This window comes from Enterobacter sp. Y17 (assembly GCF_019730495.1).
Taxonomy (GTDB): Bacteria; Pseudomonadota; Gammaproteobacteria; order Enterobacterales; family Enterobacteriaceae; genus Enterobacter; species Enterobacter asburiae_B.
In genome coordinates this window covers 12,314-29,147 of the sequence record NZ_JAASKP010000003.1, presented here as the reverse complement: position 1 = coordinate 29,147, position 16,834 = coordinate 12,314, and the positions used below count along the sequence as shown (strand labels likewise).

17 protein-coding genes are annotated in these 16,834 nt (G+C 55.8%); 6 read left to right on the top strand and 11 right to left on the bottom strand.

Annotation, left to right across the window (positions count from 1 at the left end; all coding sequences use genetic code 11):
- Nucleotides 1–127 precede the first annotated feature (127 nt).
- Nucleotides 128–1,165, top strand: coding sequence for a LacI family DNA-binding transcriptional regulator (locus HCH49_RS16340; protein WP_221703007.1), 1,038 nt, complete (start codon nucleotides 128–130; stop codon nucleotides 1,163–1,165).
- Here the strand turns inward: HCH49_RS16340 and lysA are convergent.
- A complete protein-coding gene (lysA, locus tag HCH49_RS16335) occupies nucleotides 1,135–2,397 on the bottom strand; it encodes a diaminopimelate decarboxylase (RefSeq protein WP_047060034.1) in 1,263 nt (420 codons plus the stop codon). The genes HCH49_RS16340 and lysA overlap by 31 nt on opposite strands.
- A gap of 121 nt (nucleotides 2,398–2,518) precedes the next feature.
- On the opposite strand from lysA, the gene HCH49_RS16330 reads away from it, so the two are divergent.
- A complete protein-coding gene (locus HCH49_RS16330) occupies nucleotides 2,519–3,445 on the top strand; it encodes a LysR family transcriptional regulator (RefSeq protein WP_033146451.1) in 927 nt (308 codons plus the stop codon).
- Here HCH49_RS16330 and HCH49_RS16325 read toward each other — a convergent pair.
- The 7 genes from HCH49_RS16325 to HCH49_RS16295 all read right to left on the bottom strand — a co-directional run bounded on the left by HCH49_RS16325 (nucleotide 3,440) and on the right by HCH49_RS16295 (nucleotide 11,328).
- The gene (locus tag HCH49_RS16325; protein WP_221703102.1) at nucleotides 3,440–4,132 is read right to left on the bottom strand and encodes an aspartate/glutamate racemase; all 693 of its coding nucleotides are present in this window, start codon (nucleotides 4,130–4,132) and stop codon (nucleotides 3,440–3,442) included. The two genes, HCH49_RS16330 and HCH49_RS16325, sit on opposite strands and share 6 nt — an antisense overlap.
- Before the next feature lie 88 nt (nucleotides 4,133–4,220).
- A complete protein-coding gene (gene wzz(fepE) / locus HCH49_RS16320) occupies nucleotides 4,221–5,345 on the bottom strand; it encodes an LPS O-antigen length regulator Wzz(fepE) (RefSeq protein WP_221703006.1) in 1,125 nt (374 codons plus the stop codon).
- Nucleotides 5,346–5,563: 218 nt separating this feature from the next.
- Nucleotides 5,564–6,979, bottom strand: coding sequence for a sugar porter family MFS transporter (locus tag HCH49_RS16315; RefSeq protein WP_032660200.1), 1,416 nt, complete (start codon nucleotides 6,977–6,979; stop codon nucleotides 5,564–5,566).
- A gap of 313 nt (nucleotides 6,980–7,292) precedes the next feature.
- Complete coding sequence (gene kduD, locus HCH49_RS16310; protein ID WP_221703005.1) at nucleotides 7,293–8,054, bottom strand: 2-dehydro-3-deoxy-D-gluconate 5-dehydrogenase KduD; 762 nt, start codon at nucleotides 8,052–8,054, stop codon at nucleotides 7,293–7,295.
- 63 nt (nucleotides 8,055–8,117) lie between these two features.
- On the bottom strand, nucleotides 8,118–8,954 hold the full coding sequence (kduI, locus tag HCH49_RS16305) for a 5-dehydro-4-deoxy-D-glucuronate isomerase (protein WP_039263316.1): 837 nt from the start codon (nucleotides 8,952–8,954) through the stop codon (nucleotides 8,118–8,120).
- Between the two features lie 235 nt (nucleotides 8,955–9,189).
- Nucleotides 9,190–10,368: an acetyl-CoA C-acetyltransferase gene (locus HCH49_RS16300; RefSeq protein WP_038417283.1), complete on the bottom strand. Its 1,179-nt coding sequence runs from the start codon at nucleotides 10,366–10,368 to the stop codon at nucleotides 9,190–9,192.
- A 93-nt stretch (nucleotides 10,369–10,461) separates the two neighbouring features.
- Nucleotides 10,462–11,328 (bottom strand): LysR family transcriptional regulator, encoded by an 867-nt coding sequence (locus HCH49_RS16295; RefSeq protein WP_221703004.1) that lies wholly within the window; start codon nucleotides 11,326–11,328, stop codon nucleotides 10,462–10,464.
- Between the two features lie 105 nt (nucleotides 11,329–11,433).
- On the opposite strand from HCH49_RS16295, the gene HCH49_RS16290 reads away from it, so the two are divergent.
- Nucleotides 11,434–11,895: a multidrug/biocide efflux PACE transporter gene (locus tag HCH49_RS16290; RefSeq protein WP_023309065.1), complete on the top strand. Its 462-nt coding sequence runs from the start codon at nucleotides 11,434–11,436 to the stop codon at nucleotides 11,893–11,895.
- A gap of 119 nt (nucleotides 11,896–12,014) precedes the next feature.
- A complete protein-coding gene (locus HCH49_RS16285; RefSeq protein WP_048979854.1) occupies nucleotides 12,015–13,244 on the top strand; it encodes an amino acid permease in 1,230 nt (409 codons plus the stop codon).
- Nucleotides 13,245–13,299: 55 nt separating this feature from the next.
- Here HCH49_RS16285 and HCH49_RS16280 read toward each other — a convergent pair whose 3' ends face one another.
- Nucleotides 13,300–13,752: an Lrp/AsnC family transcriptional regulator gene (locus HCH49_RS16280; RefSeq protein WP_029742214.1), complete on the bottom strand. Its 453-nt coding sequence runs from the start codon at nucleotides 13,750–13,752 to the stop codon at nucleotides 13,300–13,302.
- A gap of 115 nt (nucleotides 13,753–13,867) precedes the next feature.
- Between HCH49_RS16280 and HCH49_RS16275 the strand changes: the two genes are divergently transcribed.
- Nucleotides 13,868–14,479 (top strand): LysE family translocator, encoded by a 612-nt coding sequence (locus HCH49_RS16275; protein WP_221703003.1) that lies wholly within the window; start codon nucleotides 13,868–13,870, stop codon nucleotides 14,477–14,479.
- A 27-nt stretch (nucleotides 14,480–14,506) separates the two neighbouring features.
- On the opposite strand, the gene HCH49_RS16270 is transcribed toward HCH49_RS16275, so the two are convergent.
- Both HCH49_RS16270 and yjdI read right to left on the bottom strand, forming a co-directional pair.
- Entirely contained in the window at nucleotides 14,507–14,779 is a 273-nt protein-coding gene (locus tag HCH49_RS16270; RefSeq protein WP_008499687.1) for a GNAT family N-acetyltransferase, read from the bottom strand.
- Between the two features lie 10 nt (nucleotides 14,780–14,789).
- On the bottom strand, nucleotides 14,790–15,020 hold the full coding sequence (gene yjdI / locus HCH49_RS16265) for a 4Fe-4S mono-cluster protein YjdI (RefSeq protein WP_008499689.1): 231 nt from the start codon (nucleotides 15,018–15,020) through the stop codon (nucleotides 14,790–14,792).
- Nucleotides 15,021–15,196: 176 nt separating this feature from the next.
- Between yjdI and HCH49_RS16260 the strand changes: the two genes are divergently transcribed.
- On the top strand, nucleotides 15,197–16,834 hold the full coding sequence (locus tag HCH49_RS16260; protein ID WP_221703002.1) for a sensor histidine kinase: 1,638 nt from the start codon (nucleotides 15,197–15,199) through the stop codon (nucleotides 16,832–16,834).

Sequence of the window (16,834 nt, the reverse complement as noted above, 5' to 3'; positions counted from 1 at the left end):
CACGCAGGCCAGACGAATCGTGACCAAAAAGCGTGATCGTGGCAGAAGTTTTGCGCTTCCCGCATCGCTTATACGCCGTGAGGTCTGTGTTAAACTGCAAATCATTACGTGGAAGCAGGAATGTAGAATGGCAACAATGCTGGATGTCTCACTGCGTGCGGGCGTGTCGAAGGCTACCGTCTCGCGCGTGCTGAACGGCACAGGTCAGGTTAAAGAGAGTACGCGTCAGCAGGTCTTTGCTGCGATGGAAGAGCTGGGATATCGCCCGAACTTTCTCGCGCGTTCGCTGGCTAACCAGACCAGCAACAGCATTGGCCTGGTCGTCTCGACCTTCGACGGCTTTTACTTTGGTCGTCTTCTCCAGCAGGCGTCGCGGCAGACGGAAACTCACGGGAAACAGCTGATCGTCACCGACGGTCACGACGCGCCGGAACAGGAAGAACAGGCGGTGCAGATGCTGGCCGATCGCCAGTGCGATGCCATCGTGCTTTACACGCGCTACATGAGCGAAAAAGCGATCGTCAAACTGATGAACACCGTGAAAACGCCGCTGGTGGTCATTAACCGTGAAGTGAGCCAGGCGCCGGATCGCTGCGTGTTTTTCGAACAGCAGGATGCCGCATTTAAGGCCGTGGATTACCTGATCGCCCAGGGCCATCGGGAGATCGCCTGTATCACCGTTCCGATCCATACCCCAACCGGGAAAGCGCGGCTGATGGGCTACCGTAAAGCGCTGGAAAAGCACGGCATTCGTCTGGACGAGCGTCGGATAAAGTACGGCGATGCGGGAATGACGCGGGGATACGAGCTGTGCAAGGAGTTGATTGCCGCCGGTGTGCCGTTTAGCGCCCTGTTTGCCTGTAACGACGATATGGCCCTGGGGGCGTCCAAAGCGTTACACCAGGCGGGGCTTAAAATTCCGCAGGATATTTCACTGTTCGGCTTTGACGATGCCCCAAGCGCGAAATGGCTGGAGCCTGCGCTCTCATCGGTTTATCTGCCCATCGACAATATGATTGTCACGGCCATCGATCAGGCGATCCGGCTGGCAAAAAACCAGCCGGCCAATGCTATCCCGCCGTTTACCGGCACGCTGGTGTTACGCGATTCGGTCACAACGGGGCCGTACTTTCATCAGATGAGTTCTAAAGCCAGCAGTTCCTGAATGGTCTGGCGACGACGGATCAGCCGTGCCTTGCCGTTATCAAACAGCACTTCCGGCAGCAGCGGGCGGCTGTTGTAGTTAGATGACATCGACGCCCCGTAGGCACCGGTATCATGCAGCACAAGATAATCACCCGGTTTGACCTCTGGCAGCGCGCGAGTCTCCACTTTGCCACCTTCCTGCTGGGTAAACACGTCACCCGATTCGCACAGCGGGCCCGCAACGACCGTCTCAACGCGCGGCGCCTGCGTTAAATCACGGCCGTCGGCAGCCAGGGCGGTAATGTGGTGATAGCTGCCGTACATGGACGGACGCATCAGATCGTTAAAGCCTGCATCAATCAAGACGAAGTGGCGAGACCCCATCTCTTTGACGCTGCGCACCTGCGAAACCAGCACGCCGGCTTCCGCCACCAGGAAACGACCCGGCTCAATTTCCAGCTTCACCGCGTGACCAAGATGCGCGGCGATTTGGTCACGCGCGGCGCTCCACAGACCGTAATAGTGATCGGTATCGATCGCCTCTTCACCTTCGCGATAAGGAATGGAGAGACCGCCACCGGCGGAGATCGCCTCCAGATCCTGACCGAAGTCGACAACCTGGCGCACCATCGCACCGCACACCTGCTCCAGGTGGCCGTAATCGACGCCAGAGCCAATGTGCATATGAATCCCCACCAGCTTCAGGCCATAGCGCTGTAATACCTCCAGCGCGGCAGGCATATCGGCATACCAGATCCCGTGCTTGCTGTTTTCACCGCCGGTATTGGTTTTTTGGCTGTGACCATGACCAAAGCCTGGATTCACGCGCAGCCAGACGCGATGGCCGGGAGAAACCTGACCCAGCTGCTCCAGCATATCTACAGAACCGGCATTCACCGGGATCTGCAGTTCGTGGACGCGCGCAAGCGTCGCATCGTCGATCACATCGGCGGTGAAGACGATCGCGTCGCCGTCGGCTTTCGGATCGAATCCGGCCGCCAGCGCGCGCTCGATTTCGCCAAGCGAAACGGAGTCGACCTTCACGCCCTGCTCACGCATCAGGCGCAGAATATGAATATTGGAGCACGCCTTCTGGGCAAAACGCACCACGTCAAACTGATGCAGGGCGGCGATCTTCTCGCGAACGATCTGCGCGTCGTAGACCCACACCGGGCAGCCAAACTCGGCAGGCAGGCGCAGCAGGTTGTCGGCGTTCAAATCGGTCTCAGTCTGGTTCAGCGGGCGTGGCATGGTCTTCTCCGGGTAAATGCGTTTTGAAGATTACGCCACAGCGCGAAGAGAATAAAAAATATCGTTTTATCGCGAGTCTATGCAAAAATGATATGGACAGTTATCTGCTTTCAGGTGCCCTATGCCCGCCGTCAATTTACGCCACATCGAGATTTTTCACGCCGTGATGACCACAGGCAATCTCACCGAAGCCGCACAGATGCTGCATACCTCGCAGCCGACGGTGAGCCGCGAGCTGGCCCGGTTCGAGAAAGTGCTGGGGCTGAAGCTGTTCGAGCGCACCCGGGGCAGGCTTCACCCGACGGTGCAGGGGTTGCGCCTGTTCGAGGAAGTCCAGCGCTCCTGGTACGGACTGGACAGAATAGTGAGTGCTGCGGAAAGCCTGCGCGAGTTTCGCCAGGGCGAGCTGTCGATCGTCTGCCTGCCCGTCTTTTCGCAATCCTTTTTGCCGATGCTGCTGCAGCCCTTTCTGGCCCGATACCCGGAGGTCAGCCTCACCATCGTGCCTCAGGAATCCCCTCTGCTTGAAGAGTGGCTTTCGGCTCAGCGCCATGATTTAGGCTTAACCGAAACCCTTTCCACGCCAGCGGGAACGGCGCGTACGGAGCTGATCTCGTTAGATGAAGTGTGCGTTTTGCCCGCCGGACATCGGCTTGCCGGTAAGGCAGTGCTCACGCCGGAGGATTTCCACGGGGAAAACTACATTAGCCTTTCGCAGACAGACAGTTACAGACAGCTGCTGGATACCCTGTTTGCCGAGCATCAGGTCAAACGGCGAATGGTGGTGGAAACGCACAGTGCGGCTTCGATTTGCGCGATGGTGCGTGCAGGCGTCGGCGTCGCGGTGGTGAATCCGCTCACGGCGCTGGACTATGCCGGAAGCGGGATCGTCATCCGCCGCTTTAGCGTGTCCGTCCCGTTCACCGTGAGCCTGATCCGCCCGCTGCACCGTCCGGCTTCCGCGCTGGTGGACGCTTTCACCGAACACTTAATGGAGCACGCGCGTCAGGTGGCGCTTCGTTTACCTGACCTGCAAAACCCCTTATGACAGCATAAACGCCACGGCATCTGCCGTGTGAATGGCGGTGGTATCAAATACCGGGACGGGGCTTCGCTCGGCCGGCACCAGCAGGCCAATCTCGGTGCACCCGAAGATCACGCCTTCTGCCCCCTGCTGCGCCAGCTTTTCAATCACGCTGACGTAATACGCCCGGGAAGATTCGCTGAAGGTGCCAAGGCAGAGCTCGTCAAAGATAATCTGATTGATGCGCGCCCGATCGTCTTCATCCGGGATAAGGCTCTCGATCCCAAATTCACTGTGCAAACGCCCGCGATAAAAATCCTGTTCCATGGTGTAGCGTGTGCCCAAAAGCGCTACGCGGCGCATACCGGATGCGGCAATCGCACGACCGGTCGCATCCGCGATATGCAGAAACGGCAGCGAGCAGCGGTCCTCAATATGCGACGCCACTTTGTGCATGGTATTGGTACAAAGCACGATACCCTCGGCGCCGGCACGCTCCAGTCCCAGCGCCGCCTGGGCCAGGATCTCTCCGGCTTTACCCCACTCCCCGCTCGACTGGCAGGCTTCGATTTCATGGAAATCAACGCTGTGCAGCAGCAGGCTTGCGGAGTGCAGACCACCCAGACGCTGCTTTACCCCTTCATTAATCAGGCGGTAATAAGGGATTGTCGATTCCCAGCTCATTCCACCTAACAGGCCGATCGTTTTCATCATCCCTCCTTTTCTTTGTTTCTTTTTTAACACAACCGAAGTACATAAAAAAAGGCGCTGTATTCAGCACCTTTTTAAACTGCAGAGCTTATTTCCCCACCGGCTCTGGCGGCGAAGTACGGGTGTGCATCGCCTCGCGCAGTAAAACACTACCGCAGGCAAACATCCCCCCCAGAAGCGCCGCCAGAACAACAATCAGAGCCTTGCCCGGGCCATCCTTTTTCACCGGCATGGAGGGAGAAAGCTGGTACCTGAATGGCTCAAGTTTAACATCGGAGAAGGAGAGCTTTTTCAGCTGTGCGAGGTAGTATTCCCTGTTCTGGAAATCCGCATTCAGCTCGGTCACGTCCTTCAAATTTTTTTCAATCTGCAGCTTTTGCGCGATACCGTCAGCACCGAGCGCAACGGAGTAATCCGGGTCATCTTTTACGGCCTGCCCGTTGCTGTAAACCGGCCTCTTGATGCCTGCGGCATTTGCCACTTCCAGCGAATAATTCAGTCGCTGCAGGTTGGTATTGTGAATATTGGTCAGACGAACTCGATCCAGTTCCAGCTGCTGCTCAACGACGTTCGTTTTTAGGGCGATCAGGTTGCGGATATTCTGCACCGTCTCTTTTTCTACAATAGCCGCGATATAATCAATGTACCCCGCCAGGACGGCTTGTGCATCGTCAGCTGTCGGCGCAGTAAAGCTCAATGTCCAGGAAACATAAGGCGTTTTATCCGCCTCTTTTCCCTGAGCGTTATTCACCGCTTTCATTCGATCTGAAATGTTGACTATCGCGCGATGCAGCTCAAGCGGATCCACCGTGGTGCCTTGCAGCTTCGATGTTACGTAAGGAGAGGTTGTCATATACTCTTCGAGCAATGACTGAGACTGGAACTTTTTAATAAACAGGTCAAAAATTTGCGGACGGGTAATCTTCACGTCCACATCAAGCACCTGTAACGCCACCATCATCTGGCGCAGTGGGTTCCACTGCAGCTGTTCTGCCGGGGTGATCACCGCTTTACTGGTCCATTTCTGCGGCAGTAAAAATGAAACGGCCAGCCCCACCAGCGCGAAAGTAAAGATAATGGCGGCGATACGTTTTTTCGCCGCCAGAAGGACCTCAAACAATCCCAGAAGATCTATCTCTTTTGCGCTTACAGCCGGGGCGGCAAAACGGGGAAAGTCGAGGTCCGTGCTTTTTCTTAAATCCATTTCTGACATAGTGATTCTTCTTTTTCCGGCTGCAACGCGTCTTTGCTCAATTGATAGCGGTGGCCCGACAATTCAACAATCTAAGAAAAATCCTAATGCCAGTTCCCTCTCTGTGTCTACTCCCTACCAGAGTTAGTAGTGATCTTAGTCACATTATTATTGTGGCTAAGCCACCTTTTTCTTTTCCAGTTACGGCATAGAGTGAAGCCTTCGAACAGGCAAAACAATCACACGCCGATGTTCCGCAGTTTCTCTCCTGCCATCAGCTTGCGCTCGATATGTTCCAGCGTCACGCCTTTGGTTTCCGGGATCAGCCAGAACGTAACGCCAATAAACGCCACGTTCAGCACCGTGTAGAGCCAGAAGGTTCCCGCTGCACCAATCGCGTCCAGCAGCGTCAGGAACGTCGCGCCGATGATCATGTTCGACACCCAGTTGGTGGTCGTGGAACAGGTGATGCCAAAGTCACGGCATTTGAGCGGCTGAATTTCGGAGCACAGGATCCACACCACCGGCGCGGCGCTCATCGCGTAACCTGCGATACACATCATGGTCATACCGACAGAAAGCCAGGAAAGCCCGCTTGAGGCCGTGCCGTTATCAAACTGCATCAGGCAGTAGCCCAGGATCAGCGTGCCGAGCGCCATCACGCTGAAGCCAATTTTCAGCGCCGGTTTACGCCCGGCTTTGTCCACGGTGAATACCGCAATAAAGGTGGCGAACATGAAGGTCAGCCCGACCACCAGAGTCGCAATCATCTGCTGTTCCGTGGTGGTAAACCCGGCCATTTTGAAAATGCGCGGCGCATAATACATGATGATGTTCATGCCGGTGAACTGCTGCATTGCCTGCAGCAACATACCGAGGAAGACCGCGCGGCGCACGTTGCGGTTGATCTTAAACAGCGCCCAGCCGCCCTGCTTTAGCTTCAGGCTTTCGCGGATTTCGTTCAGCTCTTCGCGCGCTTTTTCTGAGGTATCGCGCAGCATGCGCAGAACCTCTTCTGCCTCCACGTGACGCCCTTTTTGCGCCAGCCAGCGCGGGCTGTTTGGCAGGAAAATCACCAGGACGATCAGCACCAGCGCCGGTAAGGCCAGCACGCCCAGCATCGCGCGCCAGTTGCCGCTGTAGCTGAAGTAGGTGTCAGACAGGAACGCCAGCACAATACCCAGCGTGACCATCAGCTGATACATGCTGATCATCTTGCCGCGCACGTTTTCGCTCGCCATTTCGGAGAGATAAAGCGGCGCGGTGTAGGAGGCAATCCCCACCGCCACGCCCAGCAGCACGCGGGAGAGCAGGAGGATTTCAACATTAGCGGCAAACGCCGAGCCAATGGAGCCGGCAACGAACAGAATCGCCCCGACCATCAGGCTGTATTTGCGCCCCAGGCGGAACGACAGCCAGCCGTTGAACAGCGCGCCGATGGCCGCGCCGAGCATCATGCTGCTCACCACCCACTCCTGCAGGCGACTGCTAAGGGTAAAGTGATCGGTAATAAACGGTAATGCGCCGGCAATGACGCCGATATCCAGTCCAAATAACAGGCCCGCCACGGCGGCGGCAATGGAGACAAACTGGTTCATGCGGCGAGTATCGCGCAGCGCAGCGGGCATTAGGGTAGAGTCATTTATCGATGTCATATTTTTCCTGCCTCAACAGCAAAATTCGTTAACTGAAATTACGAGAAAGCGAAGAAAAGTGTCAGGCAGGAAATCGCGAAGTTATGGATTATTCCGCTACGGCATACGGTTCTGTGATGGACATTACAATTTCAACTCGTGGCGAATAATCACGTATTTTTACTAATAAGTTAATATTTAAGCAATAAAAGTGTGATTGCCGTCATTTGCGATTTTTTAGTATGGATTTTTCATCTTTATCGATATGGACTAAGCCAATTATTGCGCAAAAAAAACCTCCGCCCACAGGCAGAGGTTCTTAATACAGGTGGAATTAACGCGCCAGCCAGCCGCCGTCTACAGCCACGGTGTAACCGTTGATGTAATCCGATGCGGAGGAGGCCAGGAAGACAATCGGCCCCATCAGATCGCTCGGCAGACCCCAGCGTCCCGCAGGGATACGCTCCAGGATCGCCGCGCTGCGCTCTTCGTCAGCACGCAGCTGCTGCGTGTTGTTGGTCGCCATGTAGCCCGGCGCAATCGCATTCACGTTGATGTTATGTTTCGCCCATTCGTTTGCCAGCAGGCGGGTCACGCCCATTACGGCGCTTTTGGACGCGGTGTAAGACGGCACGCGGATGCCGCCCTGGAACGAGAGCATAGAGGCAATGTTAATGATCTTGCCGCCTTTCCCCTGCGCAATAAAATGCTTCGCCGCCGCCTGGGACATGAAAAATACGCTCTTGATGTTCAAATTCATCACGTCATCCCAGTCGCGCTCGCTGAAGCTGATCGCGTCTTCGCGGCGGATCAGCCCGGCGTTGTTCACCAGAATGTCGATATGACCGAATTCAGCCACCGCGCGGTCCAGCAGTTCAGGTATGGCATCGATTTTACGCAGGTCAGCGGTCAGGCTCAGGAAACGGCGGCCCAGGGCCGTCACGCGTTCGATGGTCTCAGTCGGTTCAACGATATTAATTCCGACGATATCGCAGCCCGCTTCCGCCAGGCCTAACGCCATTCCCTGACCCAGCCCGGTGTCACACCCGGAAACCACAGCCACTTTCCCCTGCAGAGAGAATGCATCCAGAATCATGTTTATTCCTTACTCTTTCAGAGCCTGTCACTCACAGGCAGGTTTATGCTTCACCGCCCGCGACTAGCGCAGATCGCTGACCGCAACGTGGTCCATATCATCAAAGACCTGGTTTTCCCCCACCATTCCCCAGATAAAGGTGTAGGCTTTCGTCCCTACGCCGGAGTGAATGGACCAGCTCGGTGAAATCACCGCCTGCTCGTTGTGCATCACGATATGGCGCGTTTCCTGCGGCTGTCCCATCATGTGGAATACGCAGGCGTCCTCATCCATGTTGAAGTAGAAGTAGACTTCCATCCGGCGCTCGTGGGTATGGCACGGCATGGTGTTCCACAGGTTGCCTGGCGCGAGCTCGGTCAATCCCATGCTGAGCTGGCAGGTCTCCAGCACGTCCGGCACGAAGTATTTATTGATGGTGCGGCGGTTGCTGGTGAGGTTGTCGCCCAGCGTCACGGGTGCGACGTCTGCGGTGGTCACTTTTTTGGTTGGGTAGGTGGAGTGAGCCGGCGCGCAGTTGTAGTAAAACTTCGCGGGCCTGCTGCCGTCGATGCTGGCAAAGACCACGTCTTTCGCCCCTTTACCCACGTACAGCGCCTCGCGATGGCCAATCTCATAGCATTTTCCGTCTACGGTGATGGTGCCCGGCCCGCCGATGTTAATCACCCCCAGCTCGCGACGCTCGAGGAAGTAGCTCACGCCCAGCTGTTTACCGACCTCACCGCCCACGGAGACGCTTTTCGTGACCGGCAGAATCCCGCCCACAATGATGCGGTCGATATGGCTGTAAACCATGGTGTACCTGTCGGCCTCGAATACCTGCTCGACTAAAAATGCATTGCGCAGCCCCTGAGTATCCAGCGTTTTGGCGTGCGCACTGTGGATGCTTTCTCTGACGTCCACGGTAACCTCCAGATGTGGTCATGCCCGAAGGCGGAAATAAACGAAACAGCGTTCCGTTTTTCATAATGAGCACATACTATCGGCATAAAGCGGGCTTTTCAATTATATTTAAAACAACGTTTCATTTTTATTTTTGTTTATAGCGAAAATGATGATCGGATCACAATTAAGCCGCCGGGAGAAAAAAAACGCGAAAAAAAACCTCCCGGAGGAGGTCATTTTTAATGAGAAGAGGTTAGCGTTCGATGGCCAGCGCCACCCCTTGCCCACCGCCTATACAGAGTGTGGCAATCCCTTTGCGGGCATTGCGCTTTTTCATTTCGTGGACCAGCGAAACCAGGATTCGGCAGCCGGACGCACCGATAGGATGGCCCAGCGCGATCGCGCCGCCGTTAACGTTGACCCGCAGAGGATCCCACTCAAGCATTTTTCCGACGGAGATCGCCTGCGCGGCATAGGCTTCGTTCACCTCGATCAGATCCACATCCGAAAGCTGCCACCCCGCGCGCTCCAGGCAGCGGCGGGTCGCGTAGACCGGTGCGATCCCCATTAACGCAGGATCAACCCCTACGCTGGCGAACGCCTTAATGCGGGCCAGGACCGGAAGATCGAGTTCAAGGGCTTTGCTTTCGCTCATCATCATAACGGCGGCAGCGCCGTCGTTAATGGAAGAAGCATTTCCCGCCGTCACCGAGCCCTGCATTTCAAACGCGGGGTTCAGCCTCGCCAGGCCTTCTGCGCTGGCGTCAGTGCGCGGCTGTTCATCGGTATCCACGAGGATACGCTCGCCGCTCTGACGCTGCGTGCTGACCGGAACAATCTCGTCGCGAAAGCGACCGGAATCAATTGCCGCACGCGCTTTTTGCTGCGAGCTTAGCGCATAGGCATCCTGCACCTCACGGCTGATGCCGTACTCGCGCGCCAGGTTTTCCGCCGTCACGCCCATATGATAGTCATTGAACGCATCCCAAAGCCCGTCATGCACCAGGCTGTCGAGCAGCTGACTGTTGCCAAGCTGTGCGCCGGTCCGGCTGTCGGTCAACACGTGCGGCGCGCGGCTCATATTCTCCTGCCCGCCCGCTATGATCACGTCCGCTTCACCACACTGAATGGCTTGCGTCGCGAGATGCAGCGCTTTTAATCCTGAACCACAGACGTCGTTGATGGTGATGGCCGAAACGGTATTGGGCAGCCCGCCCTTCAGCGCCGCCTGACGCGCAGGGTTTTGCCCGGCACCGGCCGTGAGAACCTGTCCCAGGATCACCTCATCAACTTCATGTGCTGCGATCCCGCTGCGTTCCACCAGCGCTTTTACCACCACGCTGCCCAGGTCAACCGCCGAGTGACGCGCGAGCGCTCCCTGAAAACAGCCGATAGCTGTACGCAACGCACCCACTATTACGACATCTTTCATCACGACCTCTGTGTTAAATGACATGACGATAGTAGAGGATTGTTACTGGCAATTATCTTAATTGTTTAAAAATAGTGAGTTTAATCACAAGGATCAGCGCGCATCCTGCAGATACTGCCGCAGCCAGCTGCCGGCAACGCCGGGAGGGGATCGTTTATTCCACAGCAGATCGATGCCGATCGCCCGCGGCCAACCGGGAACATTGAGCTGTACCAGGGATTTCGCGGCGGCAAATTCATCCACCAGCGCGCACGGCAGCACGCACCAGCCAAATCCCTGTACCGCCATACTCAAGAGTAACAGGTAATTTGGTGCTGACCAGACGGGCCCGCGCGCGATCTCAGCCTCGCGCTCAAGATAGGTGCTGAGCCGCAGCTCCCGCCAGCCGTGCAGCTCGTCATACTGAACGTCATGTTGTCCTGCCAGCGGATGCGTGGTCGCGACGTAGATCGCCATGCGGGTCTGCATCGGCAGGCGGGTGACGCCAATATCCGTAGGGTAACCGTCGCGCGCTTCCGTCAGGCCAATCTGCGCTCGCTCCTTTTGCAGCAGATCGATCACGTCCTCTTCCTCGCCAATCAGACATTCGAATTCCGTATGGGGAAAATGCGCGTCAAACTGTTTCATCATCTCTTCCAGCACGTCCGGGTTGAGGGTATCGGAAAGGACAAACGTCAGGCGCGCCTCCGTTTGCGCCGTTAGCGATACCGCCAGCTCATCCAGCCGCGTGCTGGCGGCCAGGATCGCCTGCACGTAGCCCAGCACCTGTTCTCCCTGGACCGTTAACACCGGCTGGCGTGCCGAGCGGTCAAACAGCTCGAAACCCAGATCGGCTTCAAGATTGGCAATTGACGTGCTGATCGTCGACTGGCTTTTACGCAGCCTTCGCGCGGCAGCGGAAAAAGAGCCCGCCGCAACGGTCTCGACAAACGCCTTGAGGGCTTCGGGTGAATAGCGCACAACCTATCTACTTTAGCGATGGATACTATCTTTAATATATCAGCTTTAGCGATGAAAATAGGCTGCATCAACGCCCATACCGGCGAATTAATGAGGTCTATGACTATGCAACATCAGGATGCACTCCAACGTAAACTGCCGGAGCGGATCTTTCATGCTGTCTGTTTCGAAGGGATTGCTACGGCGATCCTCGCCCCTACGGCGGCGTGGCTCATGCAGCGTTCCGTGGTGGAGATGGGGGGGTTGACCATTATTCTGGCCACCACCGCCATGCTCTGGAACATTATCTATAACTTCGGCTTCGACCGTTTCTGGCCGGTTCAGCGCGTCAAACGTACCGCAAAAGTGCGTGCGCTGCATGCGCTGGGGTTCGAATGCGGGTTTATCGTGATTGGCGTGTCGATTGTCGCCGCCGTGCTGGGCGTTACCCTGCTTCAGGCATTCACGCTGGAAATAGGTTTCTTCCTGTTCTTCCTGCCGTACACCATGTTTTATAACTGGGCATACGATAGCCTGCGCGAGAAATTTCTTAAGCGTCGCCAGCAACGGCGCGCCCTGGCAGGCTAAACCGCCTCTGGCCGGACGCCCGTTCCGGCCAAACTCCGTCGAAGCAACTGCGCTCTTCAGGCATAACTATGGTAAATTGCACGCCATTCCGATGGTTTGATAGTTGATACGTTGCTCTAATGTCGAAAATTTGGTCAAAAGATGAGACTCTCTGGAGTTTCGCTCTCTATGGCACGGCCGTGGGCGCAGGAACGCTGTTCTTGCCCATTCAGCTGGGCTCCGCAGGCGCTATCGTCCTGTTTATTACCGCCCTCGTGGCCTATCCCTTAACCTACTGGCCGCACCGGGCGCTGGCGCAATTTATCCTGTCGTCAAAAACAAAAGGCAATGAAGGGATCACCGGCGCCGTCTCGCACTATTACGGCAGGAAGATTGGCAACCTGATCACCACGCTCTATTTCATCGCCTTCTTTGTGGTGGTGCAGATTTATGCGGTGGCCATCACCAACTCGCTCACGGAGCAGCTGGCGAAACACCTGACGGTGGATACCGCCGTTCGCGTTCTGGTCAGCCTGGGAGTGGTGCTGGTTCTGAATCTGATCTTCCTGATGGGGCGCCATATCACGATAAAAGTGATGGGCTTCCTGGTGTTTCCGCTGATTGCCTATTTTCTGTTTGTCTCGCTCTATCTGACCGGAAGCTGGCAACCTTCGCTGCTGACCAGCCAGATGGCGTTCGATCGTCATACGCTGCATCAGGTATGGATTTCGATTCCGGTGATGGTGTTTGCTTTCAGCCATACCCCGATTATCTCAACGTTTGCCGTTGACCGTCGCGAGAAATTTGCCGACGGTGCCATGGATAAATGCAAGAAAATCATGAAGGTGGCGTACCTGATCATCTGCCTGAGCGTGCTGTTTTTTGTCTTCAGCTGCCTGCTCTCAATTCCGCCGTCGTACATTGTGGCCGCCAAAGAGCAAGGGGTAACGATCCTGTCCGCGCTGTCGATGATGCCTTCTTCTCCGGCGTGGCTGGGCATTTCCGGGATTATCGTGGCGATTATTGCGATGTCGAAATCGTTCCTCGGCACCTATTTTGGGGTGATTGAAGGGGCGACGGAGATCGTGAAGTCGTCGCTCAATCAGGTGGGCGTGAAAAAGAGCCGCGCCTTTAACCGCGCAATTTCCATTATGGGGGTGTCGTTAATCACCTTTGCCGTCTGCTGCATTAACCCGAACGCCATTTCGATGATTTACGCCATCAGCGGCCCGCTTATCGCCATGATCCTGTTTATCATGCCGACGCTGTCGACGTATCTGATCCCCTCACTGAAACAGTACCGCTCCATTGGCAACCTGCTGACGCTGATCGTCGGCGTGCTGTGCGTGTCGGTGATGTTTGTCGGCTAAACGCCCTGCATGCCCGGCGTTCTGCCGGGCATGCCTCTCAGTCTCGCCCTGCTGATTACAGCGGAAAAGGTCTGTCCTGCACGACCGTTTTCATCACAAGCGTAGAGCGAAGGTGCTGCACGCCGGGCATGGCGGAGAGCTTCTCGTCGTAGAGTTTCTGGAAAGCGGACAGGTCGCGGGTCACGACGTGCATCAGATAATCGGGATCGCCAAACAGACGCTGTGCCAGCACGATCTGCGGGATTTCCTCCACCGCCGCTTCAAACGCGCTAACCGCCTTTCTGTCACCCTCCTTCAGCGTCGCAAACACTATCGCCAGGAAGTTGAATCCCATTTTGGCGGGGTCGAGGCTGGCACGGTATCCCGTTATCGCCCCGCTTTGCTCCAGCGCCCGCACGCGACGATGGCACGGCGAGAGGCTCAGATTCACTCTTTCCGCCAGCTCGGTCAGGGATAAACGGCCATCAGACTGTAGCTCAGCAAGAATTTTTCGATCGATGCTATCCATGTGGAAGATTTTCTCATTTTCACGGTGTTATGAGCATAACATTGAAAGCCTATTTCGCAGGGTTAGCGATATTCTTTTTCTCAACCTTTGACGCACTGCGGGAGTCTTCAGGACGATGGAAATGAGTATTGTGGCCGGCTTTTGGGTGGTTTCTTTTCTGCTTATCATGACGCCGGGCGCCGACTGGGCCTACGCCATTAGCGCCGGGATTAACGGGCGACGCGTGGTACCGGCGGTGATGGGGTTAATGTCCGGGCATCTGTTAGCCACGCTGATTGTGGTGGCAGGCGTGGGCGTAGTGATTGCTCAACACCCGATGGCGTTAACCGGGCTGACCGTCGCGGGGGCCGCGTATCTCCTGTGGCTTGGCATCGGACTGTTACGTCACCCTGCCGCACCGGAAAAGGCTACCCACCATGCGGGAAACTGGAGACAGTGGGCGGTGAAAGGGCTCTGCATTAGCGGTCTCAACCCGAAAGTTTTTTTACTTTTCCTGGCGCTGCTTCCGCAGTTCACCGACCCGACCGGAAGCTGGTCGATAGCGATGCAGATGTCCGCGCTTGGCGTGATGCACCTTATCACCTGTACGCTGGTCTATCTGCTGGTGGGGTATGGTTCGAAAGCGGTCCTGGCGACCCGGCCACAGGCGGCGCGTAGGGTGAGCATGGCGTCAGGAGGGATAATGGTGCTGATCGCTATGGTATTGCTGTTTGAGCAGGTAAGATAAAAAAACACCGGCCATCGCCGGTGTTATTTACGCCCGAATATCGTCATATTCCCGCGTTTTATCAAACTCATGCTTCGCGAACGGGCACAGCGGGATAATTTTACGGTTCTCACCGCGCATCTTCTCCACCACTTTCGCCACCAGCTGTTTACCGACGCCCTGCCCTTTCAGGCTCTCATCCACGTCGGTGTGCTCGATAATGCTCAGGTGCTCGCCGGTCGGTACAAAGACAATCTCCGCGACCTGGTTGCCGTTCGCATCATTGACGTAAAACTTGTTATGGCCTTCCAGAATATCCATGGTTCCTCGCTTATTTTTGGCGATACTTCAGCGCACCGCTCGGGCAGGTATCAATCACGCGTACAACCGTTTCAACGTCCACTTCATCGGGAATGATCCACGGTTTACGTTTCAGATTAAACAGCTTTGCGCTCCCACGCACGCAGTTACCTGAGTGTTTGCAAATCCCGGTATTGAAGTAAACGTCAATTTTCTCGCCGGTATAGGCCCGGTAACCCGCATCCAGTAATTCTTTGTCCATGACATTGCCTCTGTAATTATTATCGTGCTGAATGAAGCATAGCCTTACGGGATCCTGATGGCTATAACGCCGAAAACGAAAAGCCAGGTCACAACTCTTTTCTCGCCAGATTGCGTCCGCTATTGGCCCATGTCAGGCTCGGCAAATGTCACTTTTACATAACTTCCGCAGGTTGAATGAAACGCAGACTCTCTTTTCAGGTAAAGCTGTTTTTAGCGCTGGTGTGCTTCTCCTGCCTGCTGTTAGTTCTGCTGGGAACAATCCTGTTCCATTTTATTGACCGACAGCTCCATCACGATCTCGGCCAGCGCGCCCGGGTTCAGGCCAGCCAGATCGCGCTGATGCCGGGTCTGGCGGCAATGGTAGCGGCCAGAGATATTCCGGGAATAGCCCGGTTAATTCAGCCGCTGCGCGCCGAAAGCGATGCCAGCTACATTGTGATTGGCGATACCGAGGAGCAGCACCTTTATCATTCGGAATCCCCGGAGCGTATTAATTTACCGATGATCGGCGGGGATAATGCCGAGGTGTTAAAGGGCAAAACCATTATTTCCGTGCGTCAGGGCGGAATTGGCGTGTCGCTACGCAGCAAAGCGCCCATCTTCAACGCGCAGCATCAGGTGATTGGTATTGTCTCGGTCGGCTATCTGACGTCGTATATTGCCAATATTAACGCCCGCATTCTCTGGCAGTCCGGGCTATACGGCGCTGCGCTTCTGCTGCTGCTGTTTATTTTCTCCTGGCTGTTTACCCGCAATTTAAAAAAACAGATGTTCCGGCTGGAGCCGAAAGATATCGCTCAGCTGGTTTTGCAGCAGCGCGCGCTATTAGAAGCCATGTACGAAGGGGTATTTGCCGTTAATGGCGAGAAGCAGCTGATTTTAATTAACCGCGCGGCACGCGAAATGCTGGATATTCGGCAAAGTGAGAAAGAACTTATCGGTAAACCGCTGGAAGACATTCTGCAGACGGCGCCGGGGTTTTTATCCCAGCGCTACGCCTCGGTGAGCGCTGGCAGCCACGACCAGATTGCGGTGCTGAACCAGCGCGAGGTGATCGTCAACCGGGTAGCCATTGAGGTCGAACCGGGCGTTGAAAGCGGTTGGGTATACAGCTTTCGCGACAAAAATGACATCAACACGCTCAGCAGCCAGCTCAGTCAGATCAAACGCTATGCGGATAACCTGCGCATTATGCGCCACGAACAGCTGAACTGGACCGCCACTCTCGTCGGGCTACTGCAGATGAAACATTATGACGAGGCCATCCGTTACATCCAGGTGCAGTCAGAAGGCGCGCAGCGCGTGCTGGACTTTGTCTCAGCCCATTTTGTCTCCCCGGCGCTGTGCGGGCTGCTGCTCGGAAAATACGTCAGCGCGCGCGAAAAAGGCATCGAGCTGCTGTTTGACCCCGCCTGCCAGCTCACCCGCATGCCTGCCGCGCTGAGTGAAACGGAGCTGATGTCCATTATTGGTAATCTGCTGGACAACGCCGTGGAGGCGACACTCAACGCGCCGGTCCACGCGCCGGTAGAACTCTACATTTCTGACCGTAACCAGGAGCTGCTGATCGAGGTGGCTGACCGGGGCTGCGGGGTGGACGATGCGTTGAAGCCGCACATTTTCCGCCAGGGATTCAGCAGCAAGCCGGACAGCGAAAACGACATTGTGGGTACCGAGCACGGTATTGGCCTGTTCCTGGTGGCAGGATATATCGACAAGGCCGGCGGCAGCATTGAGATTGCCGACAACACGCCGCAGGGCACTATTTTTTCTGTGTTTATACCTATTCTACTCCCCGATCAACAGGGCTAA

Bases quoted from the DNA above. Each gene is read 5' to 3' on its own strand.
- HCH49_RS16330 (WP_033146451.1), top strand. From the start codon at position 2,519: ATGCCCGCCGTCAATTTACGCCACATCGAGATTTTTCACGCCGTGATG.
- HCH49_RS16285 (WP_048979854.1), top strand. From the start codon at position 12,015: ATGTCGAAAATTTGGTCAAAAGATGAGACTCTCTGGAGTTTCGCTCTC.
- HCH49_RS16325 (WP_221703102.1), bottom strand. From the start codon at position 4,132: ATGAAAACGATCGGCCTGTTAGGTGGAATGAGCTGGGAATCGACAATC.
- HCH49_RS16275 (WP_221703003.1), top strand. From the start codon at position 13,868: ATGGAAATGAGTATTGTGGCCGGCTTTTGGGTGGTTTCTTTTCTGCTT.
- HCH49_RS16270 (WP_008499687.1), bottom strand. From the start codon at position 14,779: ATGGATATTCTGGAAGGCCATAACAAGTTTTACGTCAATGATGCGAAC.
- HCH49_RS16340 (WP_221703007.1), top strand. From the start codon at position 128: ATGGCAACAATGCTGGATGTCTCACTGCGTGCGGGCGTGTCGAAGGCT.
- kduD (WP_221703005.1), bottom strand. From the start codon at position 8,054: ATGATTCTGGATGCATTCTCTCTGCAGGGGAAAGTGGCTGTGGTTTCC.
- HCH49_RS16280 (WP_029742214.1), bottom strand. From the start codon at position 13,752: ATGGATAGCATCGATCGAAAAATTCTTGCTGAGCTACAGTCTGATGGC.
- lysA (WP_047060034.1), bottom strand. From the start codon at position 2,397: ATGCCACGCCCGCTGAACCAGACTGAGACCGATTTGAACGCCGACAAC.
- HCH49_RS16260 (WP_221703002.1), top strand. From the start codon at position 15,197: ATGAAACGCAGACTCTCTTTTCAGGTAAAGCTGTTTTTAGCGCTGGTG.
- HCH49_RS16315 (WP_032660200.1), bottom strand. From the start codon at position 6,979: ATGACATCGATAAATGACTCTACCCTAATGCCCGCTGCGCTGCGCGAT.
- yjdI (WP_008499689.1), bottom strand. From the start codon at position 15,020: ATGGACAAAGAATTACTGGATGCGGGTTACCGGGCCTATACCGGCGAG.
- HCH49_RS16300 (WP_038417283.1), bottom strand. From the start codon at position 10,368: ATGAAAGATGTCGTAATAGTGGGTGCGTTGCGTACAGCTATCGGCTGT.
- HCH49_RS16290 (WP_023309065.1), top strand. From the start codon at position 11,434: ATGCAACATCAGGATGCACTCCAACGTAAACTGCCGGAGCGGATCTTT.